Below are 14174 nucleotides of genomic sequence, written 5' to 3'. Positions count from 1 at the left end.
CAATGGATCCCCGCCTTCGCGGGGATGACGAAAGGCTGAGGCACGCTCACCGCCCCTTCGTTTGCTCCGCGGTCTGCCAGACGCGGACATAGTCAACCTCCATCCGCGACGGAAAGGCGGCGGGAGCGATGCCCTGCATGCCGCCCCAGCCGCCGACCGCGACGTTGAGCAGCAGATATTGCGGCTTGTCGAACGGCCAGGTCGCGGGATCGCTCTTATGGTCGTTGTCGAAGCGCATATAGGCATGGCCGTCGACGCCGATCAGGATGCGGTCGCGGGTCCAGTCGAGCTGATAGGTATGGAAGGCGGTGCAGGCGTCCGGCACCTGCGTCGTCGCGCCCTTCTGGCTATGCTGGGCGTGGTTATAGGCGCCGGTGTGGATGGTGCCATGGACTGTCTGCGGGTCCCAGCCGACCAGCTCCATCATGTCGATCTCGCCGAGGCGCGGCCAGCCGGCGCTGCCGTCGGTGCCGAGCAGCCAGATCGCCGGCCATAGCCCCTTGCCGCAGGCCAGCTTGGCGCGAACCTCGATAAAGCCATAGGTCCAGCTGGCGAGGCCGCGCGTGAACAGGCGGGCCGAGCTATAGTCCTGACCGCCATAATCGGCTTCGCTCGAGAGCCGCTCGCGGCGCGCCTCGATGATCAGGTGGCCGTTCTCGATCCGCGCATTCTCGGGCCGGTTCGCGGCGTAATATTGCAGTTCCTGGTTGTACCAGCCCTCGCGGTTGCGGGCGGTATCATAGGCCCAACGCTTCGGGTTAGGCAGCCGGCCCGAGTCGAACTCGTCCGCCCAGACGAGTCGCGCGTCCTTGGGAACGGCGATCGATTCGTCGGCAGCGGCGGGGATGGGCGGCAAGGCGGCGGTCTGCGCGACCACCGCTGCCGGCAGGAACCAGGCTGCGGCGGCGGCCGCAAACGCGAACCGCCGCCGGCGCATCACTTGGGCGAAAGCACCATCAGCATCTGACGGCCTTCCATGCGCGGATAGCTCTCCACCTTGGCCACTTCCGCCGCATCCTGCTGGACGCGCTGGAGCAGTTGCATGCCGAGCTGGCCATGCGAAAGCTCACGGCCGCGGAAGCGCAGGGTGATCTTCACCTTGTCGCCTTCGCCGATGAACTTCAGCACGTTGCGCATCTTCACGTCGTAATCGTGGTCGTCGATGTTGGGACGCATCTTGATCTCTTTGATCTCCTGCGTCTTCTGGGTCTTGCGTGCGAGGTTCGCCTTCTTCTGCGCCTCGTACTTGAACTTGCCCACATCGAGGAACTTGGCGACGGGCGGATCGGCGTTGGGCGACACTTCGACAAGGTCGAGCCCGACCTCGGCAGCCTGCGCCATCGCCTCGCGCGTGTACATCACGCCAAGGTTTTCGCCGTCCTGGTCGATCACGCGAACCTTGGGCGACTGGATGAATTCGTTAAACCGCGGCCCGTTCAGCGGCATCGCGGGCGCCATCGGGCGCCGGGGCATGGGAGAACGTATAAGACTGGCTCCTGTAGTTGATCAGCACCCTATATAGACATGAATCTGCCGCGAGAGAAGGTCTCCTCGATGCCATTCTGCTGCGATATTGCCCGGCAGACGCTTTGTTCCAAAAACCCCGACCCGCTGCTGGGTTACTGCAAGCTTTTCCTATAATGTCGGGAGGGTCCGCGCGCGTGCATGCGCGGCCAGCAACGGGGGTTAGCCATGCAGTGGATGGTGCGAACGGCGGCATGTGTCGCCGCGATGACGGTTGCGGGATCGGCGCTGGCGCAGTCCGCGGAGAGCGAAGGCCGGGTGAGCGTGGGCGTGGCCGCGGGCACGCTGGGGGTGGGGCCGGAGGTCGGCTACCGCTTCAACCAGCATGTCGGCGTGCGGGCGAACGGCGGCTTCCTAGGCATCGATCATAGCTTCACGTCCGACGGGATCGACTATCGCGGCCATGCCAAGCTGAGCTCGGGTGGCATGATCGTCGACGTCTATCCCTTGGGAGGCGGCTTCCGGCTGTCCGGCGGCCTGCGCTACAATGGCAACGAGGCGCGGGTTCGCGCGACACCGACCGGGCCCACCCAGATCGGCGATCGGGTCTATACGCCCACCGAGATCGGGACCATCACCGGACGCGCTGACGTGCGCGAATTCGTGCCGCAGCTGACGCTCGGCTATGGCGGCGGGCTGCGCAAGGGGCTGAGCTTTAACATCGAGGCCGGTGCCCTGTTCCAGGGTGCGGTGCGCATCCGCGACTTCACCTCGAATGGCACGCTGGCGACCGACCAGACCGTTGCTGGCGATACCTATCGAACCGAACTGGGCAAGCAGAAGCGCAAGCTGCAGGATCGAGCCGACGGCTATCCGGTCTATCCGATCCTGCAGGTCGGGGTGAAATACCGGTTCTGAAGATGCAGCGGGAGCGACGCCCCCTCCCGCAAGCGGAAGGGGGCGTCGGGATCAGCGCAGGTCGGGGGCAAGCGCCTCGGCCGTGAGCCGCGCGATCGCCTCGTCCAGCGTCAGCATGGTCTGGCCCTGGCTGCCGAGGACGCGGAGCGCCACGGTGCTCTCCTCCGCCTCGCGCTTGCCGACCACCAGCAGGTTGGGCACCTTGGCGAGCGAGTGCTCGCGCACCTTGTAGTTGATCTTCTCGTTGCGCAGGTCGCTCTCGACGCGGATGCCCGCGGCCTGGAGCTTCGCCACCACCTCGCGCGCATAGTCGTCGGCATCGGACACGATCGTCGCGACGACCGCCTGCACCGGCGCGAGCCAGGTCGGCAGCTTGCCGGCAAAATGCTCGATCAGGATGCCGATGAACCGCTCGTACGAGCCGAAGATCGCGCGGTGGAGCATCACCGGCCGGTGGCGCTCGCCATCCTCGCCGACATAGGACGCATCGAGCCGCTCGGGCAGCACCCGGTCCGACTGGATGGTGCCGACCTGCCAGGTGCGGCCGATCGCGTCGGTGAGGTGCCATTCCAGCTTCGGCGCGTAGAAGGCGCCTTCGCCGGGCAGCTCCTCCCAGCCATATTCGGGCGTGGCGAGGCCGGCGGCGACCACGGCGTCGCGCAGCTCGTTTTCGGCCTGGTCCCACATCTCGTCGGTGCCGAAGCGCTTCTCCGGGCGTAGCGCCAGCTTGATCGCATAGGTGAAGCCGAAATGCTTGTAGACCTGGTCGGCGAGTGCGCAGAACGCCTTCACCTCGTCGACGATCTGGTCCTCGCGGCAGAAGATATGGCCGTCGTCCTGGGTGAACTGGCGGACGCGCATCAGCCCGTGCAGCGCGCCGTGCGGCTCGTTGCGATGGCAGCAGCCATTCTCGACCAGCCGCATCGGCAGGTCGCGATACGACTTGATGCCCTGCTTGAAGATCAGCACGTGCGCCGGGCAGTTCATCGGCTTGAGCGCCATCCACTGGACGTCGTCCGACACCATCGGGCCGTCGTCCTCGATGTTCGGCGTCTCGTCGGGGATGACGAACATGTTCTGGCGATATTTGCCCCAGTGGCCGGACTGCTCCCACTGGCGCGCGTCCATCACCTGCGGGGTCTTCACTTCCTTGCTGCCCGCGCCGTTGACCGCGCGGCGCATATAATCTTCGAGCACGCGGTAGATGACATAGCCGTTGGGGTGCCAGAACACCGAGCCATGCGCCTCCTGCTGGAGGTGGAACAGGTCCATCTCCGCGCCGAGCTTGCGGTGGTCGCGCTTGGCGGCCTCTTCCAGGCGGGTCAGATGCTCCTGCAGCTGCTTCTTGTTCAGCCAGCCGGTGCCGTAGATGCGGCTGAGCATCGCGTTCTTCTGGTCGCCGCGCCAATAGGCGCCGGACACGCGCGTCAGCTTGAACGCATCCGCCGCGACCTTGCCGGTGGAGGCGAGGTGGGGGCCGCGGCACATGTCCAGCCAGGCGTCCTCGCCCTTGCCAGCGCGGTACACGGTCAGCTCCTCGCCCTCGGGCAGTTCCTTGGCCCATTCGGCCTTGAAGGTCTCGCCTTGCGCGGTCCAGCGCGCGATCAGGTCGGCGCGCGACCAGACTTCGCGGATCAGCGGCTCGTCGCGCGCGATGATGCGGCGCATCTCCTCCTCGATCGCCGGCAGGTCCTCCTCGGTGAAGGGGCGGTCCTTGGGGGCGAAGTCATAGTAGAAGCCGTCGTCGGTCGACGGGCCGAAGGTGATCTGCGTGCCTGGGAACAGGTGCTGCACGGCTTCGGCCAGGATATGCGCATAATCGTGGCGCGCGAGTTCGAGCGCGTCGGCCTCGTCCTTGGCGGTGACGAGCGCGAGGCTTGCGTCGCCCTCGAACGGACGGCCGATGTCGCGCAGCTCGCCATCGACGCGCGCGGCGAGCGCCGCCTTGGCGAGGCCGGGGCCGATCGCCGCGGCGATGTCCGCCGGGGTAGTCCCCGGGGCTACCTCGCGGACGGAACCGTCGGGCAGCGTAATGCGGAACATCTCGGACACGGGAAGAACCCCTTTCATGGGTGTGGAATGGAGCGCGGCTTATGCCCGCGCGGGTGCGATATAGGCAAGGCTTTGGCGAAAAGGGATGGGGTGCCGTTCTCAGCCGGCCTGAAGTACGTCGTGACGTCGTAGCTGCGCGGGTAGGGCGCGATGCCGAAGGTGCACGTGGCAATCGTCGCGGAGTCGTCCGCGCTCTCGGATAAGCGCGGGAGGGGAGGAGCGGGCTGGCGCAGGCGTGGCAAGTAATACTAACAAGATAGGAAAAGGGGGGTGCTGAATAGCGAGTAGTTAAAATAAGGTTAACTTGATCGGTGGATGCATTGCGAGAGCAAAAATATATTAAGATTGGAACATAACTCGTTGACACGAAAATGTAGCAGCGGCACGTTACGCCATGCATGCGGCCTGAGGCTGTGTGTGCTTGCGGTGATCTGCGTTACCGCGGCATTGGGTTACATGACGCTATTCAATGGGGAGTTGTGAGCATGGGTATCTTTTCACGCGTGTGTGTTGCTGCGCTGATGTCGGTTGGTGCAGTCGTGACTTCGCAGCCGGCACAGGCAGCCGGGGATTATTTCTATGCTTACGTGCAGAATTTGAATGCGTCGTCCAACATCGTCATTTCCAACGTGTCGTGGAGCGGGTCCTATAACCCCCAGCTTCCGACGACGATCCTTCCCAGTCGTACGGAAGTCGGTCGTCTGAAGACCGTGCTTGACTATGGCTATTCTGAACTCCAGTTCGATGCGACGATCACCCCCACCGACGGCTCCGCGCCGCAGATTTGCCACTTCTGGTTCTCGGTGCAGAACAGCAGCGGCACGATCGCTTCGGTTACGGCAACGCGGCCTGCGTCCAACACGGGTCAACTGCCCACGTGCAACGGCCGGATCTCGTCTGGCAGCAACGTCTTCTTCTCGATGACCGCTGCGCCTTCGCAGTCCATGTAAAAAGCCGGGGGCGGTCTGCACGATGTGGGCCGCCCTTAGCCGTATATTCGTTCTGGCGAGGAACCGTCGCCCCCCTTGGGTTGCGTGCTGGTGCTTTGAAAATGAACTTGAGCCCGGCCCGCGGCGTGAGCGCCCCGGTTCTATTCTTCATCGTGGCGTCGGGGTTGGCGCCGGTCGAACTCCAGGCGCAACAGGCTCCTGCGGGCGCGAGTGGGCAGGATCGCGACCAGATCATTGTCGTGGGCAGGCGTCCAGCAGAGGAAAGCGCCCAGGCCGAGGATTCCCTTTCGGCGGCGGACATCGTGACGTTCGGCGCAGACCGCGTTGCCGATGTCATTGCGCGGCTGCGCGACTATCATGGCGGGAACGGTTTCTCCATCATCGTCAACGGGCGCCGGCTGGGCGGGATCGACGACATTCTGGAATTGCCGCCGGAAGCGCTGGCGAAGATCGAGATCCTGCCGGCCCAATCGGGCGGTGGCTATGGCGTGGGCGCCGAACGCAAAGTCCTCAATCTGGTGCTGCGCCAGCACTTCCATAGCGTGATCGGCGAGGCGAGCGCGGGGACATCGACCGACGGCGGTGCCGAAACCGTCACCGGCGATGCGCGCTACGCCAATCTTGAAGGCGAGCGGCGCATCAATGCCAGCCTCAACGTCCGCCACGCGGGCTCCCTGCGCTGGACCGATCGCTTCTCCCTCGCCAGCGATCCGACATTTTCGAATCGCAGCCTTGTTCCGGCAACCGACTCCGCCAGCGGGACCGTCGGTTTCGCGCGTCCGCTGGGCAGCATGAACATCAATATGACAATGCGTGTCGGCATCCAGGCCAGCAGTCAATTTGGCGGCCTTGCCCGCACGGGAACGGGGAGCGGCTCTGTTGGCATATTGCGCCAGGACAGCCGGTCTACGACCGCGCAATCCGGTGCGACGCTGGGAGGAAGCGCGGGAAAGCTTTCCTGGTCCGTCGATGGGCGCGTCGAACTGGGATCGTCCACCTTGTCCACGGTCGTCCAGCCCTTGCCGGACCCGCGCCAGGCTGGGGCGGGGGGCGTGCCCTTGCTGGCGGACCCCACTGCCTTCCCCAAGCGCGCGTCGACAACGGCGCGCTACGCGATTTCCGGAATGGTCGGGGGTTCCTTTCTGCGGCTGCCTGCGGGGTGGGCCTCTTTCAACATGACGGCGGATGCGTCCGCCGATCACGCCACGCAGAATGCAGCCGGGGCGGTCATGGGAGACGATCCGCAGAGTCGCCGCACCTGGAGCTGGCGCACGAACGTCAGCGCGCCGCTAGTCCGGCGCGGCGATGGGCCGCTCGGCTTTCTCGGCGATGTGTCGGGCAGCGCGAGCATGGGATATGCTCATACCAGCCGGCTGCGGAGCGCGCCGAGCTATGACGCAAGCCTCAACTGGGCGCTGTTGCCGAGCCTGACGCTGGGCTTCGGCACCGTTCGTGCGACAACATTCCCCGGCGCGTCGCAGCTCTACGCGCCGCTGGTGCGCCAGTCTGGCGTGCTGCTTTTCGATCCTGTGACGAACACTACCGTGGCGCCGATCCGACTTCTGGGCGGCAATGCGGGCCTGCAGCGCCAGCTCGACACCTCCTCGACCATCCGGGCGAACTTCCAGAAAAGGATCGGCACGGCGCGCGCGTCGGCGGGCGTGAACTATAGCAGGCAGCGAACGGGCGATCCGGTGATATCGGTCAACGGCCCCGGTACCGCATTGGAGGAAGCCTTCCCGGAACGGTTTGTCCGCGACGCGACCGGGAATCTGCTGACGGTCGACATGCGCCCGCTCAACGGAGTGCGTCGGGAGCGTAAAAGCCTGCTGTCGGATCTCCACTTGTCCGGCGAGCTGAAAGGGCACCGCGCCGAGGGCGATCCGCAGAGCCGGGCGCCGTCGGCGATGCTCGGCGGGACGCATTGGGAATTGGGGCTCTCCCATAGCTGGCTCCTATCGGAGTCGCTCCTGCTGCGCGCGGGGAGGTCGCCGATCGATCTCCTGGCAGCACCGCTCAGTTCCTCGGGGCAACTGCCGTCGCGACACACGGTGCAAGCCCGGGCGGGGCTGGGGAGCGCGCGATTCACCGCACAGTTCAGTGGCAACTGGCGGCAGGGAACAAGCGGCACCCTGCGACAGGGTGATGGGGAGACTTTGCGCCTGCACTATTCGGCGCTGCTGACGATGGACGGTCAGGTTACGCTCAACATCGGCCATCGGAGCGGGCAGGACGAGGAATCCGCGGGGCTGCGGATCAAGGTGGGGGTCACCAATCTTCTCAATGCGCGCCCGCGGGTGCAAGCCGATGGCGCCGCGCTGCCCTTCGCCTTGCATCCGAGGAATCTCGATCCCGTTGGCCGAACCCTTCAACTTGGTTTGCGGAAGCGCTTTTGACCTGTCGGACGCCGCCTGCCAGGGGTCTAGAAGACAGGTTCAAACACCTCCCGATACGCGAACAGCCCCGGCACGCCGCCGGTCATGACGTACAGCACCGCCTCGCCCGGCTGGAACGCGCCGCTGCAGATCGCGGCGAGCAGCCCGGCGAACGCCTTGCCGCTGTAGACGGGGTCGAGCAGCAGGCCCTCGGTGCGGGCGAGCATTTCCACCGCTTCGCGCATCGCATCCGTGGGGATGCCATAGCCTTCGCCCCGCTGGCTGCCGTCGATCGCCACCTCGTCTGCCGTCACGCTGCCCGGCAGGGTGTTGGCGGCGAGCGTCGCCTGGGCGAGCGCCAGCGTCTCGGCGTGAGCGCGCTCGGGGGTGGCGAGGACGGCGTAGGAAACGACGCGCGTCACCTCCGCGCCCGCGGCCGCCATGCCGGCGGCGAGGCCCGCATGGGTGCCGGCGCTGCCATTGGGGACGACGATGCGGGCGAAGCGCTCGCCCAGCGCCGCCTCCTGGTCCAAGATCTCCCAGGCGCAGGCGACATAGCCGAGCGCGCCGACCGGCGACGATCCGCCCGCACCGACAACATAGGGTTTGCGCCCCTCCGCCCGCAGCGCCTCGGCGCGGGCATGGGCGAAGGCGAGCGGGTCGGTGTCGCCGGACACGCGGTGGACGGTGGCGCCGAAGATCGCGTCGAGCAGCAGGTTGCCGTTGCCGCGATAGTCGGCGTCGTGGCGGGGGACGACATCGGCCAGCACCAGCTCGCAGGCTAGGCCCGTCCGTGCGGACGCCGCCGCGCTCAGCCGGGCATGGTTCGATTGCAGCCCGCCCGTGGTGACGAAGGTGTCGCAGCCTTGGGCGATCGCGTCGCCGAGCAAGAATTCGAGCTTGCGCAGCTTGTTGCCGCCGCCGCCGATGCCCGCCACATCGTCGCGCTTCACATAGATCCGCACGCCGGTGCCGAGCGCCGCCTCCAGCCGCGCCAGGCGCTCGATCGACGAGGGGTGGGCGAGCAGCGACACCGCGCCGTGGCGGGTCCGCAGCGCCCGGCGATCGGGGCTCATGCGACGCCGAACGGCACGACGTGGTTGGTCGAGATATGCCCGATTCCGCAGCGGCCGAGATAGGGCACGCCCATCTCCTTGCACCAGCGGACGATCATCTCGTCGATAGTTTCGCCGAAGGGCGGGTCGTTTTCGGCGATGGCGGTCACTGCGCCGAGGCGGATTCCGGCGATGCCCTTCAATTGCTCGGCATGGGCGACATTGAACAGCATCCGGTCGATCCGGTAGAGCGGCTCGTCCACTTCCTCGATCATCAGCACATGATCGGTGAGGTCGGGCAGGTACTTGCTGCCGATCAGCGAGGTGAGGATCGCGAGGTTGAAGGCGGCGGCGGGGCGACCGTCGGCCAAGCTGGGGTCCAGCCCGCGCCGGTCGCGCTCGATCAGCCAGCCGAGCGCCCAGCCGGTGTCCACGCCTGCATCGTTCTTGCCGATGCTGCTCGCCATCGAGGCATGGACCGGATGGCCGATGTCGCGGGCGTAGAGCGCGCCGAGCAGGAAGCCCATGTCGGAAAAGCCCATGTACGTCTTGCGCCGCGCCGCGTCGCCCAGATGCGGCATCACCGCGTCGAGGATGCGGTTCGAGCCATAGCCGCCGCGCGCGAACCAGATCGCGTCGATCGCGGGATCGTTGGCGAACTCCAGGAAGGCCGCCGCGCGCTCGGCATCGGTGCCGGCGAAATGGCCGGCCGAGAGATAGCATTGCGGGTGGAACACCACCTCATGCTCCGGATAGGTGAGCGCCATGAACGCCGCCATCCGCGCTGACGATTCCCGGGTGACTGGCCGCGCCGGCGCGACGACTCCGATCCGCATATGCTTGTATGGTCTCCTCGCTTCGCCGATAGCGTGCCCATGCAGCATGGCAAAGCAACCTTCTTCGTAGGGATCGGCGGTTCGGGGATGATGCCGCTGGCGATGATCCTCGCCGGCCGCGGCGCCCGGGTCTCGGGTTCGGACCGCAGCCTCGACGGCGGGCGGCTGGCCTCCAAGTTCGACTGGCTCCGCTCGCGCGGGGTCGACCTGTTCCCGCAGGACGGCAGCGGCGTGCAGTCGGCCGAGCAGGTGGTGGTCGCCTCCGCCGCGATCGAGCCGACCGTGCCGGACATGGTGCGCGCGGCCGAGCTGGGCTGCGCGCGGATGTCGCGGGCCGAGCTGCTGGCGAGCCTGTTCAACGCCTCACCGCTGCCGATCGGCGTGGCGGGCACAAGCGGGAAGTCGACCGTGACGGGGATGATCGGCTGGATCCTCCATGCCTGCGGGCGCGATCCGACGGTGATGAACGGCGCGGTGATGAAGAATTTCGCCACGCCGGACGCGCCCTTCGCCAGCGCGCTGGTGGGGGCAGGGGACGCCTTCGTCAGCGAGGTGGACGAGAGCGACGGCTCGATAGCCAACTATTGGCCGCGGATCGCGGTGCTCAACAATGTCAGCCTCGACCACAAGTCGCTGGAAGAGCTGCGGCTGCTGTTCGGCGCCTTCGCGGGCAAGGCGGCGACGACGGTGGTCAATGTCGGCGATGCCGAGAGCGCGGCGCTGGCCGTGGGGCTGGATCGCGGGCGGACGCTGACCTTCGCGGTGGAGGCTGACGCCGACCTGATGGCGCGGAACCTGGCGCCCGAGGCCTTCGCGATCGGCTTCGATCTGGTGATGGGCGAGACGGTGCGTCGGGTGCGGCTGCAGGTGCCTGGGCGGCACAATGTCGCCAATGCGCTGGCGGCGATCGGCGCGGCGACGGCGGCGGGGGTGTCGCTGGAGGACGCTTGTAAGGCCGTGGAGGGCTTTACCGGCTTGCGGCGGCGGTTCGAGCTGGTCGGCGAGGCGGGCGGCGTGTCGGTGATCGACGATTTCGGGCACAACCCGGACAAGATCGCCGCGACGCTCGACACGCTCCACGCTTTTCCGGGGCGGTTGCTGCTGCTGTTCCAGCCGCACGGCTATGGTCCGCTCAAGGTGATGCGGCGCGAGCTGGTCGCGATGTTCGCGACCAAGCTGGGCCGCGACGACCTGCTGGTGCTGCCGGACCCGGTCTACCAGGGCGGCACCGTGGCCCGCGAGGTGACCAGCGCCGACATCGTCACCGACGTCGCGGCGACCGGCGCGCAGGCGCTGCACATCCCCGGCCGCGAGGCGGCCGCGGCGCACCTCGTGGCGCAGGCGCGGCCCCGCGACCGCATCGTGGTGATGGGCGCGCGCGACGACACGCTCAGCCAGTTGGCTGAGGACATGGTGGCGCGGCTGCGCGGCTGACGCAGCACACTCCCGACAAGCGGTTCGCTGCGGCTCTGTCGCCCCCTCCCGCAGGCGGGAGGGGGGTGTCAGGCGTCCTGCGGTGTCAACCTCGCTTGACATGTAAAGCGTGGCTGACGTAAAGCTTGCTTGTCAAATTAGACAGGGAGCTTTCCATGGCGACGGTTGCAGCGAAAAACTATCGGCGTCGCTTCATGCGCGTGACGCTCGTGTACGTCGCCCTGATCGTGCTGAACGTCGCGATCAGCCGGGCGTTCGCGCCACCGCAACTCGTGCTCGGGGGGATGGCGGTACTGACCTCGCTGCCCATCATCGGGATGATCGCCGTGATGGGGTTGTATATCCGGGAAGAAACCGACGAGTTCGTCCGCTACCGTCTCGTCACCGCGATGTTGGCAGCGATCGGGATCCTGCTGTCGGTAACCAGCGTCCTGGGGTTCCTTCAGTTCGAGCATATCGTGGGCGCAGTGCCGGTGTTCTTCGCCTTTCCGGCGTGGTGCATGTTCTTCGGGATCGTGCAGGCGGTCCTGTGCGCCCGCGACCGCGATGCCGGAGCCGACGCATGAACAACCGCCTCCGCGTGCTCCGCGCCGAGCGCGCATGGAGCCAGCAGGATCTCGCCGAACGGCTCGAGGTCTCGCGCCAGAGCGTCAACGCCATCGAGACCGGCCGCTACGATCCCTCGCTGCCGCTCGCCTTCAAGATCGCCGACCTGTTCGGGCTCGCGATCGAGGACATCTTCCGCAACCCCACCAAGGAGACGGACCAATGAACCGCTTCGTTCGCTGCCTGTGCCGCCGGGACAACCGGCTTCCCTGGTTCGCCATCCTGATCGCGCTGCTGGCGGCCAACGGCTTCTTCAAGCAGGCGCATGCCGCGCCGGCCCCGACATCGGTCGCCACGGCCGCCGACACGCTGGTGCAGATGGACCATATTTCGGTGCAGGTGCTCGGCCGCGGCAGCCCGGTGGTGTTGATCCCCGGCCTGTCCAGCCCGCGCGCCACCTGGGACGGAGTCGTGCCGGAGCTGATCAAGCGCCACCGCGTCTATCTGGTGCAGGTCAACGGTTTCGGCGGGGACGATCCGCGCGGTAACCTGCAGCCCGGCATCCTGGACGGAATCGTCGCCGATCTCCACACGCTGATCGAGAGCCGCAAGCTCAGTGCGGTGCCGGTGGTCGGACATTCGATGGGCGGGCTGGTGACGCTGATGCTTGCCCGCGCGCATCCGGAGGATGTGCAGAAGGCGCTCATCGTCGACGCGCTGCCGTTCATCGGGACCCTCTTTGCCCCCGCTGCCACCGCGGAACTGCTGAAGCCGCAGGCGGAGATGATGCGGGCGCAGATGGCCGGCCTCTACGGCAAGCCCATTCCCGAACAGGTCGGGCAGATGATCGCGCGCCAGAATGCGCTCAAGCCCGCGTCGCAGGAAAAGGTCGCCGGCTGGTCTGCCAATGCGGACTTGCGCGTAAGCGGCCAGGCAATCTACGAGGACTTGACCACCGACCTGCGCGCCGAGCTGCCCAAGATTGCCGCGCCGATCACCGTGCTCGTACCCTGGACCGAGGCGCGCGGCGGCGAGGAGAAGATCCTCGGCCTTTACCGTGCGCAATATGCCGGAGCGCCACACGCGACGATCAAGGGCGTGAGCGACAGCGGCCACTTCCTCATGCTCGACCAGCCGGCAGTGTTCGAGCGGATGTTGATGGCGTTCCTGGGATGACGAAAGGGGGGGGAGCATGGCGGCTGCCGCGCTCCCCGACCAGTTCAGACGGCCTTCAGCGCATTCTCGAAGTCGGCGATCAGATCATCGGCATCCTCGACGCCGATCGAGATGCGGACGAGATTGTCGGTGATCCCCAGCGCCTGCTTGCGCTCCTCGGCGACCGACAGGTGCGTCATGCCCGCAGGGTGTGAGGCGAGCGTCTCCGTGCCGCCCAGGCTCACCGCCAGCTTGGCGATCTTGAGCGCGTCGAGGAACGCAAACGCCTCCTTCTCGCCGCCCTTGAGGTAGAGCGAGAAGGTCGAGCCCGCGCCGGTGCAGTGGCGGCGATAGATGTCCGCCTGGCGCTTGTCCTCGCCGCGCTCGAGGAAGCCGAGATAGCCGACCTTTTCCACCTTGGGATGCGCCGCGAGAAATTCGCACACCTTTGCCGCATTCTCGCCCGCGCGGCTCATCCGCAGTTCCAGCGTCTCCAGCGAGCGGAGCAGCATCCAGGCGGTGTTGGGATCGCAGATCGTGCCGATCGTGTTGCGCATCAGCCGGATCGTGTTGATGTGCGCCTTGGTGCCGAGCACGCCGCCCGCGACCAGATCCGAATGGCCGCCCGCATATTTGGTCAGCGAATAGACGACGATGTCGGCACCCTGCTTCAGCGGCTGCGCCCAGAGGGGCCCGAGGAAGGTGTTGTCGATCGCGATCGGCGGCTTGTTCTCGCCCGTGAAGATCGCGTCGCGGCTGGCGGCGACCGCCTCTACATCGACCAGCGCGTTGGTCGGGTTGGCCGGGCTCTCCAGATAGATCAGCGCGACATTGCCCGTCGCCGCCTTGGTCAGCACCGCGTCGATTTCCTCGCGGGTGGCACCGGCGGGGAAGTCCAGCCAGTTCACCCCGAAACGGCCGAGGATGCGCGAGATCAGCGTCTCGGTCGCGGCATAGAGCGGGCCCGAATGCACGATGGTGTCGCCGGGCTTGACCATCGACAGGAACAGCGTCGCGATCGCCGACATCCCCGAGGAAAAGGCAAGCGCGTCCTCGGCCTCTTCCCACACGGCGAGCCGGTCTTCCAGGATCTCCTGGTTCGGTCCGTTGAAGCGCGAATAGACCAGGCCCTCGGCGCCCCCCGGGCGCTTGCCGGTCACGCCCTCGAAGTGGCGCTTGCCTGCCGCGGCATTGGGGAAGACGAAGGTGGAGGTGAGGAAGATCGGCGGCTTCAGCGCGCCTTCCGAGAGCATCGGGTCATAGCCGTGCCCCATCATCATCGTCGCCGGCTTCAGCTTGCGGCCGCCGATCTTGTCGACCTCGCCCTCGGGGCGGGGGCGGGGGGTGCCGCCGGTCAGATCGGCTTCGGTGGCGTCGGTCATGTGCAGG

The 14174-nt window shown here is 66.7% G+C and carries 13 protein-coding genes; 7 read left to right on the top strand and 6 right to left on the bottom strand.

The window, feature by feature from the left end; translation table 11 throughout:
• Nucleotides 1-46: 46 nt before the first annotated feature.
• Together QZ670_RS11005 and infC are read right to left on the bottom strand one after the other, a co-directional pair.
• Nucleotides 47-937 (bottom strand): glycoside hydrolase family 16 protein, encoded by an 891-nt coding sequence (locus tag QZ670_RS11005; protein ID WP_294255046.1) that lies wholly within the window; start codon nucleotides 935-937, stop codon nucleotides 47-49.
• Nucleotides 937-1473 carry a translation initiation factor IF-3 gene (gene infC / locus QZ670_RS11000; protein ID WP_029623153.1) on the bottom strand — a complete coding sequence of 179 codons (537 nt, stop codon included), beginning with the start codon at nucleotides 1471-1473 and terminating at the stop codon, nucleotides 937-939. Before infC ends, QZ670_RS11005 begins: the two co-directional genes overlap by 1 nt.
• A 219-nt stretch (nucleotides 1474-1692) precedes the next feature.
• On the opposite strand from infC, the gene QZ670_RS10995 reads away from it, so the two are divergent.
• Nucleotides 1693-2382, top strand: a complete 690-nt coding sequence (locus QZ670_RS10995; protein WP_294255041.1) for a hypothetical protein — start codon at nucleotides 1693-1695, stop codon at nucleotides 2380-2382.
• Between the two features lie 51 nt (nucleotides 2383-2433).
• On the opposite strand, the gene thrS is transcribed toward QZ670_RS10995, so the two are convergent.
• Nucleotides 2434-4425, bottom strand: coding sequence for a threonine--tRNA ligase (gene thrS / locus QZ670_RS10990; protein WP_294255218.1), 1992 nt, complete (start codon nucleotides 4423-4425; stop codon nucleotides 2434-2436).
• A gap of 494 nt (nucleotides 4426-4919) precedes the next feature.
• On the opposite strand from thrS, the gene QZ670_RS10985 reads away from it, so the two are divergent.
• Both QZ670_RS10985 and QZ670_RS10980 read left to right on the top strand, forming a co-directional pair.
• Complete coding sequence (locus tag QZ670_RS10985) at nucleotides 4920-5384, top strand: hypothetical protein (RefSeq protein WP_294255038.1); 465 nt, start codon at nucleotides 4920-4922, stop codon at nucleotides 5382-5384.
• 101 nt (nucleotides 5385-5485) lie between these two features.
• Nucleotides 5486-7780 carry a hypothetical protein gene (locus QZ670_RS10980; protein ID WP_294255035.1) on the top strand — a complete coding sequence of 765 codons (2295 nt, stop codon included), beginning with the start codon at nucleotides 5486-5488 and terminating at the stop codon, nucleotides 7778-7780.
• A gap of 26 nt (nucleotides 7781-7806) precedes the next feature.
• Here QZ670_RS10980 and QZ670_RS10975 read toward each other — a convergent pair whose 3' ends face one another.
• A complete protein-coding gene (locus QZ670_RS10975) occupies nucleotides 7807-8835 on the bottom strand; it encodes a D-cysteine desulfhydrase family protein (RefSeq protein WP_294255033.1) in 1029 nt (342 codons plus the stop codon).
• Nucleotides 8832-9650: an LD-carboxypeptidase gene (locus tag QZ670_RS10970; protein WP_294255031.1), complete on the bottom strand. Its 819-nt coding sequence runs from the start codon at nucleotides 9648-9650 to the stop codon at nucleotides 8832-8834. Before QZ670_RS10970 ends, QZ670_RS10975 begins: the two co-directional genes overlap by 4 nt.
• 39 nt (nucleotides 9651-9689) lie before the next feature.
• Between QZ670_RS10970 and QZ670_RS10965 the strand changes: the two genes are divergently transcribed.
• The 4 genes from QZ670_RS10965 to QZ670_RS10950 all read left to right on the top strand — a co-directional run bounded on the left by QZ670_RS10965 (nucleotide 9690) and on the right by QZ670_RS10950 (nucleotide 12806).
• Nucleotides 9690-11084: a Mur ligase family protein gene (locus QZ670_RS10965; protein ID WP_294255029.1), complete on the top strand. Its 1395-nt coding sequence runs from the start codon at nucleotides 9690-9692 to the stop codon at nucleotides 11082-11084.
• 155 nt (nucleotides 11085-11239) lie between these two features.
• Nucleotides 11240-11650, top strand: coding sequence for a hypothetical protein (locus QZ670_RS10960; RefSeq protein WP_294255027.1), 411 nt, complete (start codon nucleotides 11240-11242; stop codon nucleotides 11648-11650).
• A complete protein-coding gene (locus QZ670_RS10955) occupies nucleotides 11647-11856 on the top strand; it encodes a helix-turn-helix transcriptional regulator (protein WP_294255026.1) in 210 nt (69 codons plus the stop codon). The genes QZ670_RS10960 and QZ670_RS10955 overlap by 4 nt, the downstream gene beginning before the upstream one ends.
• A complete protein-coding gene (locus QZ670_RS10950; RefSeq protein WP_294255024.1) occupies nucleotides 11853-12806 on the top strand; it encodes an alpha/beta hydrolase in 954 nt (317 codons plus the stop codon). The genes QZ670_RS10955 and QZ670_RS10950 overlap by 4 nt, the downstream gene beginning before the upstream one ends.
• A gap of 44 nt (nucleotides 12807-12850) precedes the next feature.
• On the opposite strand, the gene QZ670_RS10945 is transcribed toward QZ670_RS10950, so the two are convergent.
• Nucleotides 12851-14167, bottom strand: a complete 1317-nt coding sequence (locus QZ670_RS10945; protein WP_294255022.1) for a cystathionine gamma-synthase family protein — start codon at nucleotides 14165-14167, stop codon at nucleotides 12851-12853.
• Between the last annotated feature and the right edge of the window lie 7 nt (nucleotides 14168-14174).

Origin of the sequence: uncultured Sphingomonas sp. (genome assembly GCF_913774285.1) — a bacterium.
Taxonomy (GTDB): Bacteria; Pseudomonadota; Alphaproteobacteria; order Sphingomonadales; family Sphingomonadaceae; genus Sphingomonas.
Note: the sequence above shows the minus strand (reverse complement) of the source record. Positions and strands in the feature narration are given on the sequence as shown.